This is a genomic window from Ancylobacter sp. Lp-2 (assembly GCF_020523795.1).
GTDB lineage: Bacteria > Pseudomonadota > Alphaproteobacteria > Rhizobiales > Xanthobacteraceae > Ancylobacter.
The window spans coordinates 565,458-584,732 of the sequence record NZ_JAJALI010000002.1 but is presented as its reverse complement, the minus strand read 5'-3'; the positions used below and the strand labels follow the sequence as shown (position 1 = coordinate 584,732).

Sequence of the window (19,275 nt, the reverse complement as noted above, 5' to 3'; positions counted from 1 at the left end):
TAAGCGAGGCAATTTCCGAGCATCGGTGAAACTGGGTCAGTGATGCTGTCTTGTTGCGCCGCACAAAAATCATTGACGGCGATGCTGCGGCGCATTATTCCTCTTGCCAGCGACGTTCATGCTGGCGGCGCGCGGTTCATTCGTGTTGGCGCATGAAGTCTGTGGAGGGCGACCTGATGATTCAGAACATCGACGAGATCCAGAAGCTGGGCAAAGACAACCTCGACCTGGCCATGAAGAGCTTCGGCACCGTGTCGAAGGGCGTGCAGGCGATTGCCGTGGAAGTTGCCGACTATTCGAAGAAGTCGTTCGAAGAGGGCACCGCCACCGCGGAGAAGCTGTTCGGCGCCAAGACGCTCGACAAGGCCGTCGAGATCCAGTCCGAGTATTTCAAGAGCGCCTATGAGGGCTTCGTCGCCCAGGCGACCAAGATCGGCGAGCTGTATGCCGACCTCGCCAAGGAAACCTACAAGCCGTACGAAGGCATTCTCGGCAAGCTGCCCGTCGGCAAGTGACGACGGCTTTCTAGCTGTCCCGGGTGCGGCTGCCTGTCGCGGCCGCTGAGATTTGCTTCACGCGCCAGAAAAGCCCGGCTCCAGCCGGGCTTTTTTTATTCGGAGAAGGGCGGCTCGCCGCGGCTTTTCCCGCTTCGCACGATGCCGGACGCTGCCGATCGCCGGTCAACTCATTGCGACCGGCTCGTGGTCTCGCTACTCTGGCAGAGTGAGCCGAGCGTACCTATTATATCGTGCAGCCCGGCGAGCTTAGCCGAGCGAGGTGAGCCTTTCATGTCAGTGACGTCGCCTTCCCGAACTGTCGAGATCTCCATGGCCGACGACGAACGTCGCCGCCGCGGGGATGGCATGCCCGGAACAGCGGTGATCACGCGCACCAAGCCGCAGGTCAAGCGGCCGAGTCTCTATCGGGTGCTGCTTCTCAACGACGACTACACGCCAATGGAGTTCGTCGTTCACGTGCTGGAGCAGTTCTTCAACAAGAACCGGGAGGAGGCCACCCACATCATGCTGCATGTGCATCAGCACGGCGTGGGGGAGTGCGGCGTCTTCACCTACGAGGTGGCCGAAACAAAGGTCACTCAGGTGATGGACTTCGCACGAAAGCACCAGCATCCTTTGCAGTGCGTCATGGAGAAGAAGTGACGCTCCGCAGCGGCTAAACGAAGAGGTCCTCATGCCCACCTTCTCCCGCAGCCTCGAGCAATCGCTTCACCGGGCCCTGGCGCTCGCCAACGAACGTCACCACGAATACGCGACCCTCGAGCACCTGCTGCTGTCCCTTGTCGACGATCAGGATGCCGCGGCCGTGATGCGGGCGTGCAACGTCGATCTCGAGAAGCTCCGCCGCAATCTCGTCGAATATATTGACACCGAGCTCGACAACCTCGTGCAGGACGGCGGCGAGGATTCCAAGCCCACCGCCGGCTTCCAGCGCGTGATCCAGCGCGCGGTGATCCATGTCCAGTCGTCCGGGCGCGAGGAAGTGACCGGCGCCAACGTTCTCGTCGCGGTTTTCGCCGAGCGCGAGAGCCACGCGGCCTATTTCCTGCAGGAGCAGGACATGACCCGCTACGACGCGGTGAACTACATCAGCCACGGCATCGCCAAGCGCGCGGGCATGTCGGAGAGCCGGCCGGTGCGCGGTGCCGAAGAGGAGACCGAGACGAAGACCGGGGACGAGACCAAGAAGAAGGCCGATGCGCTCGACGCCTATTGCGTGAACCTCAACAAGAAGGCGCGCGACGGCAAGATCGACCCGCTCATCGGCCGCGACAGCGAGATTCAGCGGACCATCCAGGTGCTCTGCCGCCGGTCCAAGAACAATCCGCTTTTCGTTGGTGACCCCGGCGTTGGCAAGACCGCCATCGCCGAGGGGCTGGCCCGTCGCATCGTCGATGGCGAAGTGCCCGAGGTTCTGCGTACCGCCACCGTCTTCTCGCTCGACATGGGCTCGCTGCTCGCCGGCACCCGCTACCGTGGTGACTTCGAGGAGCGCCTCAAGCAGGTCGTCAAGGAAATCGAGGCCTATCCCAACGCCATCATGTTCATCGACGAGATCCACACCGTGATCGGTGCGGGAGCGACGTCGGGCGGCGCGATGGACGCCTCGAACCTGCTCAAGCCGGCGCTCGCCTCCGGCTCGCTGCGCTGCATCGGCTCGACCACCTACAAGGAGTACCGTCAGTACTTCGAGAAGGACCGGGCCCTGGTGCGCCGCTTCCAGAAGATCGACGTCGCCGAGCCGACGGTTCCGGACGCCATCGAGATCCTCAAGGGTCTCAAGCCCTATTTCGAGGATTATCACCGGCTGCGCTACACCAACGAGGCCATCAAGGCGGCGGTGGAGCTTTCCGCGCGCTACATCCACGACCGCAAGCTGCCGGACAAGGCGATCGACATCATCGACGAATCCGGCGCGGCGCAGATGCTGCTGCCGGAAGCCAAGCGCAAGAAGACCATCGGCGTGAAGGAGATCGAGGCGACCGTCGCCACCATCGCCCGCATCCCGCCCAAGACGGTCTCCAAGGACGACGCCGAGGTGCTCGCCGCGCTGGAGACCACGCTCAAGCGTGTGGTCTACGGCCAGGACAAGGCCATCGAGGCACTGTCCTCGGCGATCAAGTTGGCGCGTGCCGGCCTGCGCGAGCCGGAGAAGCCGATCGGCTCCTACCTGTTCTCCGGCCCGACCGGCGTCGGCAAGACCGAGGTCGCCAAGCAACTGGCCTCCTCGCTCGGCGTCGAGCTGCTGCGTTTCGACATGTCGGAATATATGGAACGCCACACCGTCTCGCGGCTGATCGGCGCGCCTCCCGGCTATGTCGGCTTCGACCAGGGCGGCCTGCTCACCGACGGCGTCGACCAGCATCCGCATTGCGTGCTGCTGCTTGACGAGATCGAGAAGGCGCATCCCGACCTGTTCAACATCCTGCTGCAGGTGATGGATCACGGCCAGCTGACCGACCACAACGGCAAGCAGGTGAGTTTCCGCAACGTCATTTTGATCATGACGACCAATGCGGGCGCCGCCGACCTGTCTAAGTCGGCCTTCGGCTTCACCCGCTCGAAGCGGGAAGGCGACGACGTGGAGGCGATCAACCGGCTGTTCGCGCCGGAGTTCCGCAACCGGCTCGACGCCATCATCGGCTTCGCCCACCTCACGAGCGACGTCATCGGGCTGGTGGTGGAGAAGTTCGTGCTGCAGCTGGAGGCGCAGCTCGCCGACCGCAACGTCACCATCGAGCTGTCGGACGAGGCGACGCAGTGGCTGGTGGAGCGTGGCTACGACCAGCAGATGGGTGCCCGCCCGATGGGCCGGGTCATCCAGGAGCACATCAAGAAGCCGCTGGCCGACGAGGTGCTGTTCGGCAAGCTGAAGAATGGCGGCCATGTCCGCGTCGTCGTCACCACCGACGAGGCGGACGAGAGCACGCTCAGCTTCGAGTTCCCGGAGGGGCCGGTGACGCCCAAGCCGGAGAAGATCGAGCCGGAGAAGGCCAAGCGCGCCCCGCGTCGCAAGCCGGCCGCGACCAAGGCCCGCAAGCCAGGCCCGAGCGACGGCAGCCGTGGCGGTCGTCCGTCCGGCGGCTCGCGGGTGCCGAAGGTGCCGCTGGTCAAGGCCTGAACCGTCTTGTCGTAACAATAGCCCGCCCGCCGGTCCTCCGGCGGGCGGGTTTTTCTTTGCGGGGGCTGCTGCCGGTTTGCGAAAGGGAAGATTCTTCCGAAGGTCGCGCTTGACCGCGGCGGCACACCGGTCGATCAACGGCTGACATGAGTGTGCCGATGCAGCCATCCGATCCAGCCGTCGAGGCGGCCCCCGCCTTTCGTGTCCGCTATTTCCTGCGTGGTGTCGCCGGCGCCTTCTCGGTGCCGGGATGCGTGCTGATGGCGACCTTTCTCGGCTTCGGCGGCCTGCTGCACGATGTCGGCTTTCCGATCGGGGCCGGCTTGCTGTCGACGCTGCTGATCTGGGCATTGCCGGCGCAGGTGATCATGATCGGCGGCATCGCCTCCGGCGCCGCCTTGCCGGCGGTCGCGGTCGCGGTGTGCCTTTCGGGTGTGCGGCTGATGCCGATGGTGGTGGCGCTGATGCCGCTGATGCGCGGCAGGCGCCCCAGCCTCTGGCTGGAACTGATCGCGGCGCATTTCGTCGCCGTCACCATGTGGGTGGAAGGCTTCCGGCTGCTGCCCAAGGTGGCGGTGGAGGGGCGTCCCTCCTACGCCATCGGGCTCGGGGCCGGGCTGACCGCCGCCAGCATGATCGCCACAGCCGCCGGCTTCTATCTCACCGGCTCGCTGCCGGGACCGCTGGCGGTGGCGCTGCTGCTGCTGACCCCGATCTCCTTCACCATCCTTCTGGTGCGCAATGCGCGCGAGCGGGTGGACTGGCTCGCCATCGGGCTCGGCGCCGCGCTGGCGCCGCTGGTCGCCAACACGCCGGGCGGGCTCGACCTGTTCTGGAGCGGCGTTGGCGGCGGCACGCTCGCCTTCTTCATCGCCCGGCTGTGGAAGGCGGACCGGGCATGACGCTGTTTTCCAGCGAACTGACCGCCATTCTGGTGGTGATCGTCGTCGGCTTCCTGCCGAACGAGATCTGGCGCGTGCTCGGCGTCGTGCTGGGGCGCGGGCTCGACGAGAACAGCGCCTGGATGCAGTGGGTGCGCGCGGTGGCGACGGCGCTGCTGGCCGCGGTGGTGGCGCGCCTCCTCCTCACCCCGAGCGGGACGCTGGTGGCGCTGCCCTTCCTGTTGCGGGCCGGCGCGTTGGCAGCCGGCGTCGCCGGCTTCCTGTTGATACGGCGCTCGGTGCTTGCCGGCGTCCTCACCGCCGAGGCGGTACTGGTCGCCGGTGCCTGGTGGCTTGGCGTCGGCGGCTGACGCCGCCGCGCGCGACCATCTCAGTCCTGCAGCGCTGCCTTGAGCTTCGCCGCCTGATCGGCCAACACCTCGGGGGTTTCCTTATAGGAGAGCGGCGCGCGCAGCTCGACGCCGAGCTGGCGCGGAATCACATGCACATGCAGGTGGAAGACTTCCTGCCCGCCGGCATGCTCGTTGTGCTGGGTGAGGGTGATGCCCTCCGCCTCGAAGACGCCGAGCTGCGCGCGGGCGATGCGCTGGGCGGCGGCCATCACCGCGGCGAGATCGTCGGCCTCGACGTCCAGGAGATTGCGGGACGGCGCCTTGGGAATCACCAGCGTGTGGCCGGTCGCGCGCGGCATGATGTCGAGGAAGGCGAGCACCTTGTCGTCTTCATAAACCCGATGCGACGGAATCTCGCCGCGCAGGATCTTCGCGAAGATGTTGTTCGGATCGTAGGTCATCTCACCCTCCAAGCACCGGCTTCCCGAGTGCAGGCTTCCCATGTGCCGGGCTTGGATGGCAAGCCGGCAGGCGCCGGTCAAGGCTCGTCCGTGTCCTGCCGGAAGGGGGCATGCGTCGCGAGCTCCGCCTGTGCCTCCTGCGAATAGGCGCGCTCGCGTTCGAGATAGGCGGCCACCGCCTCGCGGAAGCCGGGATCGGCGATGAAATGCGCCGAGCGGGTGGTGACCGGCAGATAGCCGCGCGCCAGCTTGTGCTCGCCCTGCGCGCCGGCCTCGACGGTCGAGAGGCCGCGCGAAATGGCGAAGTCGATGGCCTGGTGGTAGCAGACCTCGAAATGCAGGAACGGGTGGTCCTCGATGCAGCCCCAGTGCCGGCCATAGAGCGTGTCGGAACCGATGAAGTTGATCGCCCCGGCGATCCAGCGGCCGGCACGGCGCGCCATGACCAAGAGGATGCGGTCGGCCATGCGCTCGCCGATCAGCGAATAGAAGCGGCGGTTGAGATAGGGCCGGCCCCATTTGCGCGAGCCGGTCTCCATGTAGAAGGCGAAGAAGGCGTCCCAATCCGCCTCGGTAATGTCCTTGCCGGTCAGCCAGCGGATCTCGATGTCGTTGGCCAGCGCGTCGCGCCGCTCGCGACGGATGACCTTGCGCTTGCGCGAGGCGAGCTCGCCGAGGAAATCCTCGAAGCTGCCATAGCCCTGGTTGGTCCAGTGGAACTGTTGGTCGATGCGCGCCAGCCAGCCCTCGGCCTCGAACACCGCGGCGTCGGTCTCGGTGAGGAAGGTGGCGTGCACGGAGGAGGCGCCGCGCATGTCGCACAGCGTGGCCAGCCCCTGCGCCAACGCCCGCCGCGCCGTCGGCGCGTGGGCGCCGGGGCGCGTCAGCAGGCGCGGGCCGGTGGCCGGGGTGAAGGGCACGCTGACCTGCAGCTTCGGGTAATACTGCCCGCCAGCCCGCTCATAGGCGTCGGCCCAGCCATGGTCGAAGACGTATTCGCCCTGCGAATGCGACTTCAGATAGGCCGGGCAGACCGCGAGCGGCTGGCCGTCTTCCCCTTCGAGGACCAGATGCTGCGGGTGCCAGCCGGTGCGGGCGCTGACGGTGCCCGATTCCTCCAAGGCGGAGAGAAACTCATGCGAAACGAAGGGATTGCCGGGCTTGTTCTCAATTTTTGCCTGAGGAATGCCATCCAAGACATTGGCTGGATTGGCGCAGGCGTTCCACTGTGCGGCGGGGAGGGCGGTGATGTCGCTCTCGACGCGCAGGCGGATGGTGTCGGAACTCATGGGCGTCGCGAAACCTTGGGCCGAAGTGCGGCGGAGCGCCGCAACGCACAATGTGCGCCTCCGATCCGTTCCCGGAAAGGGGAGCTCACGCCGATTCGATATCGGGCACGAAGCCTTCGAAGATGATCTGATCGGCGTGCCGCGCTGCGATCGCCCGGTCTTCCGGCGTGCGCACCGTCCAGGTCAGCACCGGCAGCCCGGTGGTTCGCTTGGCCTGCGACACCGCCGGCGAGGGCAGGTCCTTCACGTAATGGGCGAGGAAGTCCGGTTGCATCCGTGGGAAGTTCAGCAGGTTGCCCCAGGCGAACTTGTCCGCCGGGCTGACGAAATCCCATTCCGGGTCGTCATAGCGCCGCTCCATGGTGAAGCCGCGCGGAATGGCGGGGGCGAGCGTGCGCACCGCCGCCACCAGATCAGGATCGAAGGACATCAGCGCCGCCGGCCCGTCATAACCCGCCAGCCTCTCGACGGCGCGGATCGCCACCGAGGTATCGCCGTCGAAGCGGCTCTTGAGCTCGATGACCAGCGGCACCCGGCCGCCGACACGCTGCAGCAGTTCGTCGAACGTCAAGATGTGGTCGGCTGTGCCGCGCATCGGCACCTGGCACAGTTGCGCCAGGGTGAGTGCCTGCACCGGCCCGCTCGCTTCCGTCAGGCGGTCGAGATCGTCATCATGGAACACCACCGCCTCGCCATCGGCGGACAGCTGGATGTCCACCTCGATGGCGAAGCCGTGCACCAGCGCCGCATCCACCGCCGAGACGGTGTTCTCGATGATGCCGCGCGCCATGTCGTGCAGCGCCCGGTGGGCGACGGGGCGGGCGGTCAGCCAGGCGGGGGCGCTCATGACGCGGTCAGGCGAATTCGACGACCGCGTCGATCTCGACGGCGACGCCCAGCGGCAACGCCGCCACCCCGACCGCCGAACGGGCATGCTTGCCGGCATCGCCGAACGCCTCGACGAACAGGTCGGACGCGCCGTTCACCACCTTGGGCTGGTCGACGAAATCCGGCGCCGAGTTCACGAAGGCGTTGAGCTTCACCACCCGCGTCACCCGGTCGAGATCGCCGAGCGCGGCCTTGACCTGGGCGATGATGTTGATCGCGCACTGGCGCGCTGCTGCCTTGCCGGCATCGACATCGGTATCGACGCCGAGCTTGCCGGTGATCGGCTTGCCGTCGGCGATGGACACCTGACCGGAAATCCAGAGCTGGTTGCCGCTGATCACCGTCGGCACATAATTGGCCACCGGCGCGGTGGCGGCCGGCACCGTGATACCGAGGGAGGCGAGCTTGGATTCGACGGTGCCGGACATCTGTGTCTCCATTGACGATGGATGCGGGCGGACCAGGCGGGCGCTCCAAATTTTGCCCATCTTGTCGCCTTCGTTGTGGGTAGCGATGTTTGGCCTATCGATCCGACGCGCGCAAGACGCGCCTTCCGGAAGGAGCTGGAACTGATGACTGTGCCCGCGACACTCAGGATTTGCGCGTTCGCCGGCGCCTCGCTCCTGGCATTGGCTTTGCCGGCCGCGGCGGCGATCCGGCTGGAGCCGCATCGTGCGACCTATGAATTGTCGCTCGACGGCGGCAAGCCGGCGAAGAACGTCAACGCCGCCGAGGGCACCATCGTCTACGAGCTGCGCGGCAACGCCTGCGACGGCTATTCGGTGCAACTGCGCCAGAGCACCAATCTGGAGACCGAGGGCGGCCGGATGAGCAGTGCCATCACCACCGCGACCTGGGAGGACGGCGACGGCAATTCCTACCGCTTCCGGGTGGAGAACACCGTGAACGACGACCGGCCGGAGGAAGCGGACGGCGTCGCCGAGCGCAAGGACGGGCGGCTGATCGTCAAGGCCACCAAGCCGGAGGCCGGCACCATCGAACTTGCCAAGGGCGTGCTGCTGCCGACCCAGCACATGATCCGCGTGCTTGCCGCCGCCGAGCAGGGCGATTCGGTGCTGGAGGCGCCGGTCTATGACGGGTCGCCGGATGCGCGGAAGATCTACGACACGCTGTCGGTCATCGGCCGACCGCTCACCGGCGGCGCCGGGCTGGAACAATCGGCCAATGGCGGCGATCTCGCCGGCCGTCCCCGCTATCCGGTGGTGATCAGCTATTACGAGCGCGGCTCGCAGGAGACGGCGCCGGACTACACGATCAGCTTCGACCTCTATGACAACGGCGTCAGCCGGGCGCTGAAGCTGGATTACGGCGACTTCGCCCTGCGCGGCACGCTCACTTCCTACGAGGCGCTGCCGCAGGAAAGCTGCTCGAAGTAGAGCTGCTGGAAGTCGTACCGTCCGAGGCGGGCGGCTTTTCCTCGCGCCGCCCCGGCCGCCCGGCATCGATAAGGATGCCGCGCTCGATGATACCGCGACCGAAGCGCTCGCGCAGCCGGTCGGCGGCGATCTCCACCTTGCCGGCCTTGGTGCCGCGCGTATCGACGAGATCGTCGGGGTCGGCGGTGGTGGGATCGGCGAGGTCGGAGACGCCGATGCCGATCAGCCGGAAGCGGCGTCCGTTCGCCTCGACGCGCAGCAGGTCGCGCCCGTGGTCGAACAGCCGGTTGGCGAGGCGGGTCGGGTCTTCCAGCGAGCGGGCGCGGGTGATCAGGCGGAAATCGGCGGTCTTCAGCTTCAGCGTGATGGTGCGGCCGGCATGGCCGCCGGCCTTCAGCCGGTCGGAGAGCTTGCGGCACAGCGCGTAGAGCGCCTGTTCCAGCTCGCGGAACTCGGCGATGTCGGTGTCGAAGGTGGTTTCGGTGGAGACGCTCTTGGTCTCGTGCTCCGGGTTCACCTTGCGCTCGTCGCGGCCGAAGGCGAGGCGCGCGAGGCGGAGGCCTTCATTGCCCAGCCGGCGGGCGAGGGTGGATTCGCCAGCCGCCTGGAGGTCGGCGATGGTGCGGAAGCCCTCCTTGGCCAGCCGTTCCTGCGTCACCCGCCCGACTCCCCAGATCGTACCGACCGGGCGCGGCGCGAGGAACGCCGCCGCTTCCTCCTTGCCGATCACCGCGAAGCCGCGCGGCTTGTCGAGGTCGGAGGCGATCTTGGCGAGGAACTTGTTCGGCGCGAGGCCGATGGAGAGCGTGATGCCGATCTCGGCTTCGACGTCGCGCGCCAGCCGGGCAAGGCTGCGTGCCGGGCTCTCGCCATGCAGCCGCTCGGTGCCGGCGAGGTCGAGGAAGGCCTCGTCGATCGACAGCGGCTCGACCAGCGGGGTGAGGCGACGCATGCGCTCGCGCACCTCGCGTCCCACCGCCACGTATTTCGCCATGTTCGGCTTTACCACCACCGCCTCGGGACACAGTGCCAGCGCCTTGAACATCGGCATGGCCGAGCGCACGCCCTGCACCCGGGCGAGGTAGCAGGCGGTGGAGACCACGCCGCGCTTGCCGCCGCCGATGATCACGGGAACATCGCGCAGCGCCGGATCGTCGCGCTTCTCGACCGCGGCATAGAAGGCGTCGCAATCGATATGGCCGATGTGCAGCGTATCGAGCTCGTCGTGGCGGATGACGCGCGGGCTGCCGCAGCGGGCACAGCGCGCGCCCGCCGCCATATCGTTCAGGCAGTCGCGGCAGAAGGCGGCCATGGTGCTGAACCCTTTTGCCCCGCGTCAGTCCTCGCTGCCGACATGGGCGAGGATTTCGCGCGCGGCCGCCACATGGCCGGGATCGATCTTCGCCTGCGCCGCATAGTCGAGCAGGAGATCCTGCCGGTTGATGAGGTGATCGAGCAGCGCCACGTGAAAGGCCGGAGAGCCGGCGACGCCGCGCAGATCGGCCGGGGAGAGGCCGCTCTCGGCGAGGAAAGCGCCGATCCGCTCGGGATCGCCGGCCATGAAGCCGAGGACGCCGAGGGCGACTTCCTGAGCGGCCTGCCGGGTGGAAAGTGGCTTGGATTTGAAGCTTCGCATTTGTGGTTCCGTAAGGAATGGCAGGCTAGGTTCGCAACGGTCGAATCTTCTTTCGGCCGAGAGCTTCTCGACATCTCGCAGGCGCATCGTCGAACTGCCCAAGGTCGGGCCACCGAGAATCGCATATCGAGCGTCCCATGCCCAAGACCGTTTTGATCGTGGAAGACAATGAGCTCAACATGAAGCTCTTTCGCGATCTGCTGGAAGCGCACGGCTATGCAACACTCGCCACCCGCCATGGCGTGGAAGCGATGGAACTTACCCGCCGGCACAAGCCTGACCTGATCCTGATGGACATCCAGCTGCCGGAGGTATCCGGCCTGCAGGTCACTGCCTGGCTGAAGGCGGATCCGGAACTGAAAGCGATTCCCGTGGTGGCGGTGACCGCCTTCGCCATGAAGGGCGACGAGGAGCGGATCCGCCAGGGCGGCTGCGAGGCCTATCTCTCCAAGCCGATCTCGGTGGCGAAGTTCCTGGAGACGGTGCGGCATTTCGTGCCGCTCGACTAGGGTTCCCGCGCAGCGCTCTAGCTTCGGTATCGGTGGTGCGGCCAAGCGTCGCCTGCAAGGCCAGCGGCGCCATGTGGGCGGCGGCATCCAGCGCGACGACCCGCTCTGCGAGGCTTAGCCGTTCGGTCTCATAGGCCACGAGGCGCATATGCGAGCGCAGCAGGTTGGCGATGCCCTCGCGCGGCGGCAGCCGGCCGGCGAGCAGGGAGACGTCGCCCTCGAGCAGTTCCGCCAGCTGCTCGCGCTTGAAGATCAGCGTGATGTCTTGATGGCGTGAGCGCACATGCTCAATCGGCCGGCTGAAATCGGCGATGCACAGATCGTCGCCGCGCAGGCTGTGCTGGCCCATATGGCTGAGATGCGTCGAGCGGCCGGCCGACGAGGCTGATGATGAGCTCGTCGTGATCGTCCCGCCTCAGGCGCTGGGTGTTGCGGCGCGTGTGGATGGCGTCGGAGGTGTGGTCCACGAAGTCGCACCCGACCCCGGCGATATGCACCATCCGGCCGGAGAAGCGCGCGCCATTGGCAAGGATGAGCGGCTCGACGCGGTGCAACACGGCATGGCGCCAGTAATTCAGCCGCTCCTTCACCGGGATGCCCGCGGTGGATCGTTCCGCCAGGATGTAGGCATTCCTGCCGGGTGCGCTTCTCGCCAATGGAGACGCACGATCAAGCGTCGAAGCCCTTGATTGAGACGCCTTGCCTATTGTTCCCGGCGGAAAAAAAGGTAAAATTGAAACATATCCAAACTGACCTTGTCAGTCGGTTCGCGCCTATGTACCGTCGCTTCAAGCACAAACAGCTCGCTTTCGTCGGGTAGGCTCGTCGACACCTGCGTCAGGCTAGCTTACTAAGTTAATAGTGACTCCCTAAAAGAAATATATCCCCCCGGCCTCAAGTGTTCTCCGTGAAATATTGCACGGAAGTGCTTCTGCCGAAGTGATGTTGCGCGTTTCGATCGGGTAGGAGCACAGCATGCGTCCCTCGCGGCGCGAATTCTTGCAGTGGAGCGCGGCCGGCGGCATCTCGCTCAGCCTTTCGCGCATGGCCAGCGCACAGACCCCCAGTTTCCTTGACCGCGAGACATTGCCGGGCAGGGGTGTTGTCCACCCCGCGGCAGGGCGCGTCGACGGCGTCGCCAAGGTAACGGGCGCCAAGCTTTACGCCTCGGACTTCCGCGCCGCCGATCTGCCGGGCTGGCCCGCCGAGACGCATCACGCGCTGCTGCTGCGCACGCCCGATGCCAGCCATGTCTATGAGGGGCTCGCGCTCGACGGACTGGACGCGTCGGCCCGGCCGGCGGTCATCGTTACCGCCGAGGATATCGCCAAGATCGGCCTGCGGGTGCCGGCCTTCTATACGGGCGACCTGTTCTGCCCGCTCGGCAAGACGCCGCTCTATCTCGGCCAGCCGGTGGCGCTGCTGCTGTTCGACCGCTTCGATGCCTATGACCGCGCCCGGGTGTTCCTGCGCGACAATCCGCATCTGAAGTTCGGCGCCGAGACCGGCCCGATTGTCGGGCCGAACTACGTCGCCTTCCGCTTCACCCGCGTCGCCGGACCGGACCCGAACGGGCCGGACCTCTATTCGCCCATTCAGGAGGGGTGGATCCGCCCCGGCTTCTTCGAAGGCTCCGGCCGTCCGATCTGGGAGCCGCTGCCGGTCGCCGAGGGTGGCGAGTATGTGAAGGGCGCCAATTTCGGCACGCAGATCCGCGACGAACTTGCCAAGCCGGCGGCCAGCACGCTGGTGCTCGACCGCCAGTTCGAGACCCAGTCCATCGACCCGATGTTCCTGGAGCCGGAAGCCGGCCTCGCCTGGTACGAGCCGGATGCCAAGAAGCTGGAGATCGTGCTCGGCGTCCAGTCGCCCTTCGAGGCGGCGGAGGCTCTCGCGCATCTGGTCGGCGAGGCGCAGCCCGATTTTCGCCCGGCGAAGATCGATGCGCAGTTCTGCTATGTCGGCGGCGGCTTCGGCGGGCGCGACCACACGCCGTTCCCGCTCTATATGACGCTGGCGGCGCTGTATTTCCCCGGCAAGCCGGTGCGGCTCGCGCATGACCGCTTCCAGCAGTTCCAGGGCGGCATCAAGCGTCACGCTTTCAAGATGCGCTCGCGGATCGGCGTCGACCGTGCCACCGGCCTGATCACCGCCTTCGCGGCCGATCACGAACTCGACGGCGGCGGTCTCGCCAACTACTCGCCCAGCGTCGCGGTGGTCGGCGCCACCGCCGCCATCGGCATGTACGACGTGCCCAAGGTCGACGTGACGACGGTCGCCCTGCATTCGCGCGGCGTCACCGCCGGTTCGATGCGCGGCTACGGCACGCTGCAGACCATGACGGCGCTGGAGGTGCTGGTCGACGAGGCCGCCACCTCCCTGCCGCTCGACCCCATCGAGTTCCGCCGGCGCAACGCGCTGAAGGTCGGCGGCCGCACCATGACCGGCAACCCTTATTCGGTGTCGGTGCGGGCGCCGGAGATCCTCGACAAGCTCGACGCCCACGCCATCTGGCGCGATCGTGCGGCCGAGAAGACCAGGGCGAAGCCCGGCGTGCTCGTCGGCACCGGTGTCGCCGTCGCCGCGAAGGACTATGGCACCGGCGCCGACTGTTCGCTGGGCTCGGTGAGCATCGACGCCGAAGGGCGCATCACCATCCACTCTGACTCGGTGGAGATGGGTAACGGCATCGGCACCGCACTCGCCAACCGCGTCGCCGGCCATATCGGCGGCATTGCCGACGAGGTGACGGTGGCGCAGGTCGATGTGTTCGACGAGCTCGAACTGTTCAAATCCGGCGATCCCTATTCGATCACCCAGGAAGAACAGGACAAGGCGGCGGCCGATCCGCGCTGGGTGCCAGAGATTTCTTCGGCGACCAGCGCCTCCATCGGCGCCCATGTCGGCACCCAGGCGGCGGCCGAAGCGGCACGGATCCTGTTCCGCTTCGGACTGTGGCCGGCGGCGCTGGCGATCTGGGGCATCGCGCCGGGCGATCCCCGCGCGAAGCAGCACGGCGAGGCGTATTGGCAGGGCGAGACGCTGGTGATCTCCGGCCTCAATCCGCTGCCGCTCAAGGCCATCGCCGCCAAGGCGCACGCCATGGGCGGCGTCACCGGCGCGATGACGCACGCCTTCTCGCGCTGGGCCTGGGCGCAGGCCACGTTCGATGTCGCCGGCGAGTCGTGGACCGCCGACATCGACGCGCTGGCGCTCCGGCAAGGCTCCGGCGAGTTCACGCGGCTCGACCGCAAGGCGGTGGCGTTCCCGCCCGCCGATTACAACCGCATCGGCACCTCGTTCTCCTCCATGTGCGGCACGACGTTGCGGATCGAGATCGAGCGCGCCACCGGCAGGCTCACCATCGCCAAGGCCTATAGTGTGGTCGAATGCGGCGAGGCGCTGGTGCCGGAGATCGTGCGCGGCCAGTCGCAGGGCGGCTTCGCCATGGGCGTCGGCTATGCGCTGCTGGAAAACCTGCCGCTTTACGAGGATGGTCCCGGCAACGGCCAGTGGAATCTCGGGCGCTACGTCGTCGCCCGCGCTTCCGACCTGCCGCTGCACGACCTCGAGGTGGAGATTCTGCCGCCTTTGTCGCCACGCGAGCCGCCCAAGGGCATGGCCGAGGTGGTGATGATCCCGGTGGTGCCGGCGCTCCTCAACGCCATCTTTGACGCCACCGGACATCGTTTCCAGTCGCTGCCGGTCACGCCGCAGATGATCAAGGGAGTTCTTGCGTGACCGCGCTCAGCCTCACCATCAACGGCCGGGCCGTCGGCCCCATCGAGGTGCGCGACGACCTCTCGATGAACGACTTCCTGCGCGAAGTGCTGGGCATGACCGGCACCAAGTTCGGCTGCGGCGCCGCGCAATGCCTCAGCTGCGCGGTCATCGTCGACGACGGTGGCATCAGCGCCACCCGCCCGACCTGCATCGCCCCGGCGGTGGACTTCGACGGCCTGAGCATCCGCACGGTGGAAGGCCATGCCACCGGCGGCGGGCTCACCCCGCTGCAGGTGAGCTTCATCGAGCATTTCGCCTTCCAGTGCGGCTACTGTACCCCCGGCTTCCTCAATGAAGGGCAGGTGCTGCTGGAGCGGCTGGCGCGCGATCCGATCCCGCGCGCGGATCTGGAGCGCACCATCACCGAAGCGCTGGACGGGCATCTCTGCCGCTGCTCCGGCTATGTAAAATATCACGAGGCGGTGCGCGCGGTCGTCCTGGCCGATGCCGGCCGCTATCTCACCTGAGCGGGGGGCACATGATCCGCGAATGGCGCCTTCCCGCCCTGATGACGGCCGCCGTGCTGGCGAGCGCGGTGGCGACGGGTTTCAGCGATCCCGGCCAGTCGGCCACCGGCGCGGGGACGCTGGCGGCTCCGGCCGATTTCGCCAGCATCGCCGATCCCAAGGCCCGCTCGGCGGCCTATTTCACCGAGCTCGGCAAGGTGGTCACCAATCCGCGCTGCACCAATTGCCATCCGGTCACCGACCGGCCGCGGCAAGGCGACGAAGCGCGCCCGCACCAGCCGCCGGTGTTCCGCGGCGTCGACGGCTTCGGGCTGGAGACGATGCGCTGCAATTCCTGCCACGGCAAAGCCAATTTCGATCCCGCCCGCATGCCGGGCCACGAGGCCTGGCATCTGGCGCCGGCTGAAATGGCCTGGGAAGGCAAGACGGTTTCGCAGATCTGCGAGCAGATCAAGGACCCGAAGCGCAACGGCAACCGCAAGCTGACCGACCTGATCGAGCATATCGGCAAGGACACGCTGGTCGGCTGGGCGTGGCATCCGGGGCCGGGCCGGACGCCCCTGCCGGGCACGCAGGAACAGGCCGGCGCGCTGGTCGAGGCCTGGGTGGAATCGGGGGCCTACTGCCCCTGACCGGCCAGGCGCCGCAATCCATCAACAAAATAGCGGCCGGCGGAGGTCGCGAGGGGAGAATGCCGTGAACCGTTTCGTCACTCTTCGCCGGGCGCTGCTGGCGGGCGCCGCGCTGGCCGGCCTCGCCTGCGCGCCGGCCCATGCGCAGGCGCAATCCGACCTCCCGGCCTATATGGACGTCATCGTCGGCGCCAAGGTGCCGGACGCCGCCACGGTCGCCAAGAACAACGTGCTGGCGCTCAATACCGGCATGTTCGACCTGTATTCCGACGCCTCCAAGCTGGTGCAGGCGAGCATTCTCGCCCAGCATCCGGTGATCCTCGGCCTGTTCTCCGGCGCCGGCGGCCGCTTCATCCTCTACCGTCCCGGCCAGCCGCCGCTGGAAGGCCCGCCGGTGCCGGAAGTGTACCAGTTGCTGAAATCGGTCGGCCACAGCGTGATGGCGCTCGGCGTCGTCGTCGGGCCGCATATCGGCAAGAAGGACGACGACTCCTGGCAACCCCAGGTGCAGGCCTATCGCGTGCGGCTCAAGGCGGCGCTCGACAGCCTCGACAAGACCTCGATGCCGGAGGAATGGCGCGCCAACAACCGTGAGCTGATCTCCGAGAACATCGCCTTCATCGACAAGGTGGCGGCCGGCGAGACAGTGAGCTTCGCCGATGTGCAGGCCTTCGCCGCGAAGCAGAAGAACCGGCTGAAGCTCAACATCCAGTGGGCGGCCGACACGCAGGTGAAGCACTGGATGGGCGTGCTGGCCGGCTGGAAGAAGGACCTCGGTCCCGACTGGGACAAGGTCTATGCCGCCTCCAACACCATCTATGTCGCCCGGCAGAACAACGTGCTCTACAGCGTGCTGGCGCAGTTCTTCACGCCGGAAGACATCAATTCCCGGCTGATCCTGATCGAGACGGTGTCCTTCACCACCACGCCGAGCGACATGCTGGACTCGCTGACCCGCATCATCGCCGACCGCACGGTGGGCGAGACCTTCTTCGGCAGCCGCTATTTGATGGACTACGAGCTGATGGGGGGCGACGCCCGCGATTCCATCGTCGCGCAGACCAAGGCGATGGGGTTGCCGGCCAACCTGCCGCCCAAGGTGCCGTTCGGCTCGCACCAATGGCCGACGCTGATCACCCCCGGCCCCGGTGCGGCCTCGCTGGCCGACCTGCCGTAGCCAAGTCAGCCCAGCCGGGCTGTCGCAGTCGCTCTGCCCGTCGCCGCGTCGCGACGGGTGGACGAGGGCAGGGCGAGCACATCGCTGCGGCGGCTTGACCGCCGTGGCTGCGCGGGATCGACAGCACGGCGAAGCAAAGCAGGGCGAACATGGACAGGTTTCATCTCACCACCGGCTCGATCCGGCCGCGCCGCGGCGGACGGGGAGGATGGCGTGCGGCCGCCGGCCGGACGCTGCTGCTTGGGCTGCTGGCGGCGGCCGGGTGGCCGGCGGCCTCAAGCATGGCGCAGACCACGCAGGACGTCATCACCGGCCTGCCGCGCGAGGCGGTGCCGGTGACGGCGTGGCCCAATGGTAAGAAGGTCGCGGTGGCCTTCGTGCTCTATGTCGAGGACTGGGGCGTCGGCCGTGGCCCGGTGCTGCGCCCGGACATGACCGAGCGTCGCCCCGACGTGGTGAACGAGGCGTTCCGGCAATATGCCATCGACTTTGGCCTCACGCGGGTCGGTCGGCTGTTCAAGGATGAGGGTGTGCCGCTCAGCTTCGCGCTGAACGCGCTGTTCCCCGCCGCGCATCCCGAGGTGTGGAAGGCGTTGCGCGCCGTCCAGCCCAACGCGCCGATCCTCGGTCACGGCCTCAACAACTCGACGCAGATGCTGCCGCTTTCCGAAGGGCCGGCGGCGCAGCGGGCCTATATCCGCCGCACGCTGGACATGATCGAGCACGATACCGGCGAGCGTCCCGTCGGCTGGTCCAGCCCGAGCGTCTATCCCGATGGCGAGACCTTCGCCGCCACCACCGCCGAGGGCATACGCTACACGCTCGACGCGATGGATTCCGACAATCTCACCCAGCTGAAGACGCCGTCCGGCCCGCTGCTGCAGATCCCCTATCCGGCGGTCACGGTCGACATGGGGCACTATCTGCTGCGCGGCATGGAGCCGGGCGACCTCGAGCGGCTGTGGACCGACTATATCGGCGAACTCGCCCGCGAGGCGGCGGCCGATCCGTCGCGTGAGGCGACGGTGGTGGCGATCGGCATCCATCCCTTCGTGGTCGGCACGCCCTCGGGCGCCGCCGCCATGCGGCGGGTGCTCGACGTGGCGAAGTCGCTCGATCCGGTGTGGCTGACCGACACGCAGGCGATCTTCGAGGCGGCGGCGCGCTGAGCGGGCCGCCAGCTTCCTGAAATCGGCGCCTCTCCGGCGCTAATGGCTGCGCGTCGGCCGGTCGAGCACGCGCCGGCCCATCAGGCTGGCCACCAGATCGACCATCAGGCGGGCGGTGCGGCCGCGCTCGTCGAGGAACGGGTTCAGCTCGACGAGGTCGAGGCTGGTGACGAGGCCGCTGTCGCACAGCATCTCCATGACGAGATGCGCCTCGCGGAAGGTCGCCCCGCCCGGTACGGTGGTGCCGACGCCGGGCGCGATGTCGGGATCGAGGAAGTCGACGTCGAGGCTGACATGCAGCAGGCCCTGCGCCGCCTCGACCTTCTCGATGAAGCCGCGCAGCAGCGCCGAGATGCCGTGCTCGTCGATGGCGCGCATGTCGTGCACCGTCACCTTGCCGGCGGCGAGCCGCGCCCGCTCGGCGGGATCGACACTGCGTATCCCCATCATGCAGATGCGTGCGGGATCGAGCGGGGCGGCGAGCGGCGGGAAGATGCCCTCGAAGCCCGGCTGGCCGGTGGCATAGGCTAGGGGCACGCCGTGGAGATTGCCGCTCTCCGTGCTGTCGAGCGTGTGCAGGTCGGGATGGGCGTCGAGCCACAGCACGAACAGCGGCCGCCCGAGCTCGGCGGCCCGCCGGCTGAGGCCGGACAGCGTGCCGGCCGCGAGGCTGTGATCGCCGCCGAGGGTGATAGGCATGCCCTCGGCGCTCGCCTCATAAGTCGCGGTGGCGAGCAACTCGGTCCAGGCGACGATTTCCGGCAGCGACTTGATGGCGGCATTGCCGTGGCGCACATCGGGCCGCGCTTCCAGCGACGGGAACAGGTTGCCGCGGTCGAGGACGACATGTCCGAGATCGCTGAGCGCGGCGGCGAGGCCGGCCGCCCGGAAGGCGCTGGGGCCCATGTCGCAGCCGAGCCGCCCCGTGCCCTCCTGCACCGGAGCCCCCAGCAGGATGCATGTCGTCATTGCGGCCTCCCTCGTCGGCGGATGG

Annotated in this window: 21 protein-coding genes; 13 read left to right on the top strand and 8 right to left on the bottom strand. The window is 67.3% G+C overall.

Going from position 1 to position 19,275, the window contains the following annotated elements:
- Positions 1-176 precede the first annotated feature (176 nt).
- The 5 genes from LGR54_RS07320 to LGR54_RS07300 all read left to right on the top strand — a co-directional run bounded on the left by LGR54_RS07320 (position 177) and on the right by LGR54_RS07300 (position 4,891).
- Positions 177-515, top strand: a complete 339-nt coding sequence (locus tag LGR54_RS07320; protein ID WP_230361288.1) for a phasin family protein — start codon at positions 177-179, stop codon at positions 513-515.
- A 312-nt stretch (positions 516-827) separates the two neighbouring features.
- A complete protein-coding gene (gene clpS, locus LGR54_RS07315; protein ID WP_230361287.1) occupies positions 828-1,160 on the top strand; it encodes an ATP-dependent Clp protease adapter ClpS in 333 nt (110 codons plus the stop codon).
- A 31-nt stretch (positions 1,161-1,191) separates the two neighbouring features.
- Positions 1,192-3,639, top strand: a complete 2,448-nt coding sequence (gene clpA, locus LGR54_RS07310; RefSeq protein WP_230361286.1) for an ATP-dependent Clp protease ATP-binding subunit ClpA — start codon at positions 1,192-1,194, stop codon at positions 3,637-3,639.
- A 158-nt stretch (positions 3,640-3,797) separates the two neighbouring features.
- Positions 3,798-4,541, top strand: coding sequence for an AzlC family ABC transporter permease (locus LGR54_RS07305; protein WP_230361285.1), 744 nt, complete (start codon positions 3,798-3,800; stop codon positions 4,539-4,541).
- Entirely contained in the window at positions 4,538-4,891 is a 354-nt protein-coding gene (locus LGR54_RS07300; RefSeq protein WP_230361284.1) for an AzlD domain-containing protein, read from the top strand. Before LGR54_RS07305 ends, LGR54_RS07300 begins: the two co-directional genes overlap by 4 nt.
- A 20-nt stretch (positions 4,892-4,911) precedes the next feature.
- On the opposite strand, the gene LGR54_RS07295 is transcribed toward LGR54_RS07300, so the two are convergent.
- From LGR54_RS07295 to LGR54_RS07280, 4 genes are all read right to left on the bottom strand, one after another.
- A complete protein-coding gene (locus LGR54_RS07295) occupies positions 4,912-5,334 on the bottom strand; it encodes an HIT family protein (RefSeq protein ID WP_230361283.1) in 423 nt (140 codons plus the stop codon).
- A 77-nt stretch (positions 5,335-5,411) separates the two neighbouring features.
- Positions 5,412-6,623, bottom strand: coding sequence for a GNAT family N-acetyltransferase (locus LGR54_RS07290; RefSeq protein WP_230361282.1), 1,212 nt, complete (start codon positions 6,621-6,623; stop codon positions 5,412-5,414).
- Positions 6,624-6,708: 85 nt separating this feature from the next.
- A complete protein-coding gene (locus LGR54_RS07285) occupies positions 6,709-7,470 on the bottom strand; it encodes a glycerophosphodiester phosphodiesterase family protein (protein WP_230361281.1) in 762 nt (253 codons plus the stop codon).
- Positions 7,471-7,477: 7 nt separating this feature from the next.
- The gene (locus LGR54_RS07280) at positions 7,478-7,939 is read right to left on the bottom strand and encodes a RidA family protein (protein ID WP_230361280.1); all 462 of its coding nucleotides are present in this window, start codon (positions 7,937-7,939) and stop codon (positions 7,478-7,480) included.
- A gap of 144 nt (positions 7,940-8,083) precedes the next feature.
- Between LGR54_RS07280 and LGR54_RS07275 the strand changes: the two genes are divergently transcribed.
- Positions 8,084-8,908 (top strand): cell envelope integrity EipB family protein, encoded by an 825-nt coding sequence (locus tag LGR54_RS07275; protein ID WP_230361279.1) that lies wholly within the window; start codon positions 8,084-8,086, stop codon positions 8,906-8,908.
- Here the strand turns inward: LGR54_RS07275 and LGR54_RS07270 are convergent.
- Entirely contained in the window at positions 8,865-10,220 is a 1,356-nt protein-coding gene (locus LGR54_RS07270; protein WP_230361278.1) for a DNA polymerase IV, read from the bottom strand. The two genes, LGR54_RS07275 and LGR54_RS07270, sit on opposite strands and share 44 nt — an antisense overlap.
- Positions 10,221-10,244: 24 nt before the next feature.
- Positions 10,245-10,544, bottom strand: coding sequence for a DUF3572 domain-containing protein (locus LGR54_RS07265; RefSeq protein ID WP_230361277.1), 300 nt, complete (start codon positions 10,542-10,544; stop codon positions 10,245-10,247).
- Between the two features lie 137 nt (positions 10,545-10,681).
- Here LGR54_RS07265 and LGR54_RS07260 point away from each other — a divergent pair, with 137 nt between their 5' ends.
- Positions 10,682-11,053 carry a response regulator gene (locus tag LGR54_RS07260; RefSeq protein WP_230361276.1) on the top strand — a complete coding sequence of 124 codons (372 nt, stop codon included), beginning with the start codon at positions 10,682-10,684 and terminating at the stop codon, positions 11,051-11,053.
- A 148-nt stretch (positions 11,054-11,201) separates the two neighbouring features.
- Positions 11,202-11,330, top strand: coding sequence for a hypothetical protein (locus LGR54_RS25705; RefSeq protein WP_255607336.1), 129 nt, complete (start codon positions 11,202-11,204; stop codon positions 11,328-11,330).
- A gap of 10 nt (positions 11,331-11,340) precedes the next feature.
- Here LGR54_RS25705 and LGR54_RS07255 read toward each other — a convergent pair whose 3' ends face one another.
- A complete protein-coding gene (locus LGR54_RS07255) occupies positions 11,341-11,643 on the bottom strand; it encodes a hypothetical protein (protein WP_230361275.1) in 303 nt (100 codons plus the stop codon).
- Positions 11,644-12,028: 385 nt separating this feature from the next.
- On the opposite strand from LGR54_RS07255, the gene LGR54_RS07250 reads away from it, so the two are divergent.
- From LGR54_RS07250 to LGR54_RS07230, 5 genes are all read left to right on the top strand, one after another.
- Positions 12,029-14,794, top strand: coding sequence for a xanthine dehydrogenase family protein molybdopterin-binding subunit (locus tag LGR54_RS07250; RefSeq protein WP_230361274.1), 2,766 nt, complete (start codon positions 12,029-12,031; stop codon positions 14,792-14,794).
- Positions 14,791-15,303, top strand: coding sequence for a 2Fe-2S iron-sulfur cluster-binding protein (locus LGR54_RS07245; RefSeq protein ID WP_230361273.1), 513 nt, complete (start codon positions 14,791-14,793; stop codon positions 15,301-15,303). The genes LGR54_RS07250 and LGR54_RS07245 overlap by 4 nt, the downstream gene beginning before the upstream one ends.
- A gap of 11 nt (positions 15,304-15,314) precedes the next feature.
- Positions 15,315-15,935, top strand: a complete 621-nt coding sequence (locus LGR54_RS07240; protein ID WP_230361272.1) for an Isoquinoline 1-oxidoreductase subunit — start codon at positions 15,315-15,317, stop codon at positions 15,933-15,935.
- A gap of 64 nt (positions 15,936-15,999) precedes the next feature.
- Complete coding sequence (locus tag LGR54_RS07235; RefSeq protein WP_230361271.1) at positions 16,000-17,112, top strand: hypothetical protein; 1,113 nt, start codon at positions 16,000-16,002, stop codon at positions 17,110-17,112.
- Positions 17,113-17,261: 149 nt separating this feature from the next.
- Positions 17,262-18,281 carry a polysaccharide deacetylase gene (locus tag LGR54_RS07230; RefSeq protein ID WP_230361270.1) on the top strand — a complete coding sequence of 340 codons (1,020 nt, stop codon included), beginning with the start codon at positions 17,262-17,264 and terminating at the stop codon, positions 18,279-18,281.
- A 39-nt stretch (positions 18,282-18,320) separates the two neighbouring features.
- On the opposite strand, the gene rocF is transcribed toward LGR54_RS07230, so the two are convergent.
- Entirely contained in the window at positions 18,321-19,250 is a 930-nt protein-coding gene (rocF, locus tag LGR54_RS07225; protein WP_230361269.1) for an arginase, read from the bottom strand.
- Positions 19,251-19,275: the final 25 nt, after the last annotated feature.

Bases quoted from the DNA above. Each gene is read 5' to 3' on its own strand.
- LGR54_RS07320 (WP_230361288.1), top strand. From the start codon at position 177: ATGATTCAGAACATCGACGAGATCCAGAAGCTGGGCAAAGACAACCTC.
- LGR54_RS07290 (WP_230361282.1), bottom strand. From the start codon at position 6,623: ATGAGTTCCGACACCATCCGCCTGCGCGTCGAGAGCGACATCACCGCC.
- LGR54_RS07265 (WP_230361277.1), bottom strand. From the start codon at position 10,544: ATGCGAAGCTTCAAATCCAAGCCACTTTCCACCCGGCAGGCCGCTCAG.
- LGR54_RS07230 (WP_230361270.1), top strand. From the start codon at position 17,262: ATGGACAGGTTTCATCTCACCACCGGCTCGATCCGGCCGCGCCGCGGC.
- LGR54_RS07280 (WP_230361280.1), bottom strand. From the start codon at position 7,939: ATGTCCGGCACCGTCGAATCCAAGCTCGCCTCCCTCGGTATCACGGTG.
- LGR54_RS07260 (WP_230361276.1), top strand. From the start codon at position 10,682: ATGCCCAAGACCGTTTTGATCGTGGAAGACAATGAGCTCAACATGAAG.
- LGR54_RS07250 (WP_230361274.1), top strand. From the start codon at position 12,029: ATGCGTCCCTCGCGGCGCGAATTCTTGCAGTGGAGCGCGGCCGGCGGC.
- clpA (WP_230361286.1), top strand. From the start codon at position 1,192: ATGCCCACCTTCTCCCGCAGCCTCGAGCAATCGCTTCACCGGGCCCTG.
- LGR54_RS07285 (WP_230361281.1), bottom strand. From the start codon at position 7,470: ATGAGCGCCCCCGCCTGGCTGACCGCCCGCCCCGTCGCCCACCGGGCG.
- LGR54_RS07270 (WP_230361278.1), bottom strand. From the start codon at position 10,220: ATGGCCGCCTTCTGCCGCGACTGCCTGAACGATATGGCGGCGGGCGCG.
- LGR54_RS07295 (WP_230361283.1), bottom strand. From the start codon at position 5,334: ATGACCTACGATCCGAACAACATCTTCGCGAAGATCCTGCGCGGCGAG.
- LGR54_RS07300 (WP_230361284.1), top strand. From the start codon at position 4,538: ATGACGCTGTTTTCCAGCGAACTGACCGCCATTCTGGTGGTGATCGTC.
- LGR54_RS07275 (WP_230361279.1), top strand. From the start codon at position 8,084: ATGACTGTGCCCGCGACACTCAGGATTTGCGCGTTCGCCGGCGCCTCG.
- clpS (WP_230361287.1), top strand. From the start codon at position 828: ATGGCCGACGACGAACGTCGCCGCCGCGGGGATGGCATGCCCGGAACA.
- LGR54_RS07305 (WP_230361285.1), top strand. From the start codon at position 3,798: ATGCAGCCATCCGATCCAGCCGTCGAGGCGGCCCCCGCCTTTCGTGTC.
- rocF (WP_230361269.1), bottom strand. From the start codon at position 19,250: ATGACGACATGCATCCTGCTGGGGGCTCCGGTGCAGGAGGGCACGGGG.
- LGR54_RS07240 (WP_230361272.1), top strand. From the start codon at position 15,315: ATGATCCGCGAATGGCGCCTTCCCGCCCTGATGACGGCCGCCGTGCTG.
- LGR54_RS25705 (WP_255607336.1), top strand. From the start codon at position 11,202: ATGCGAGCGCAGCAGGTTGGCGATGCCCTCGCGCGGCGGCAGCCGGCC.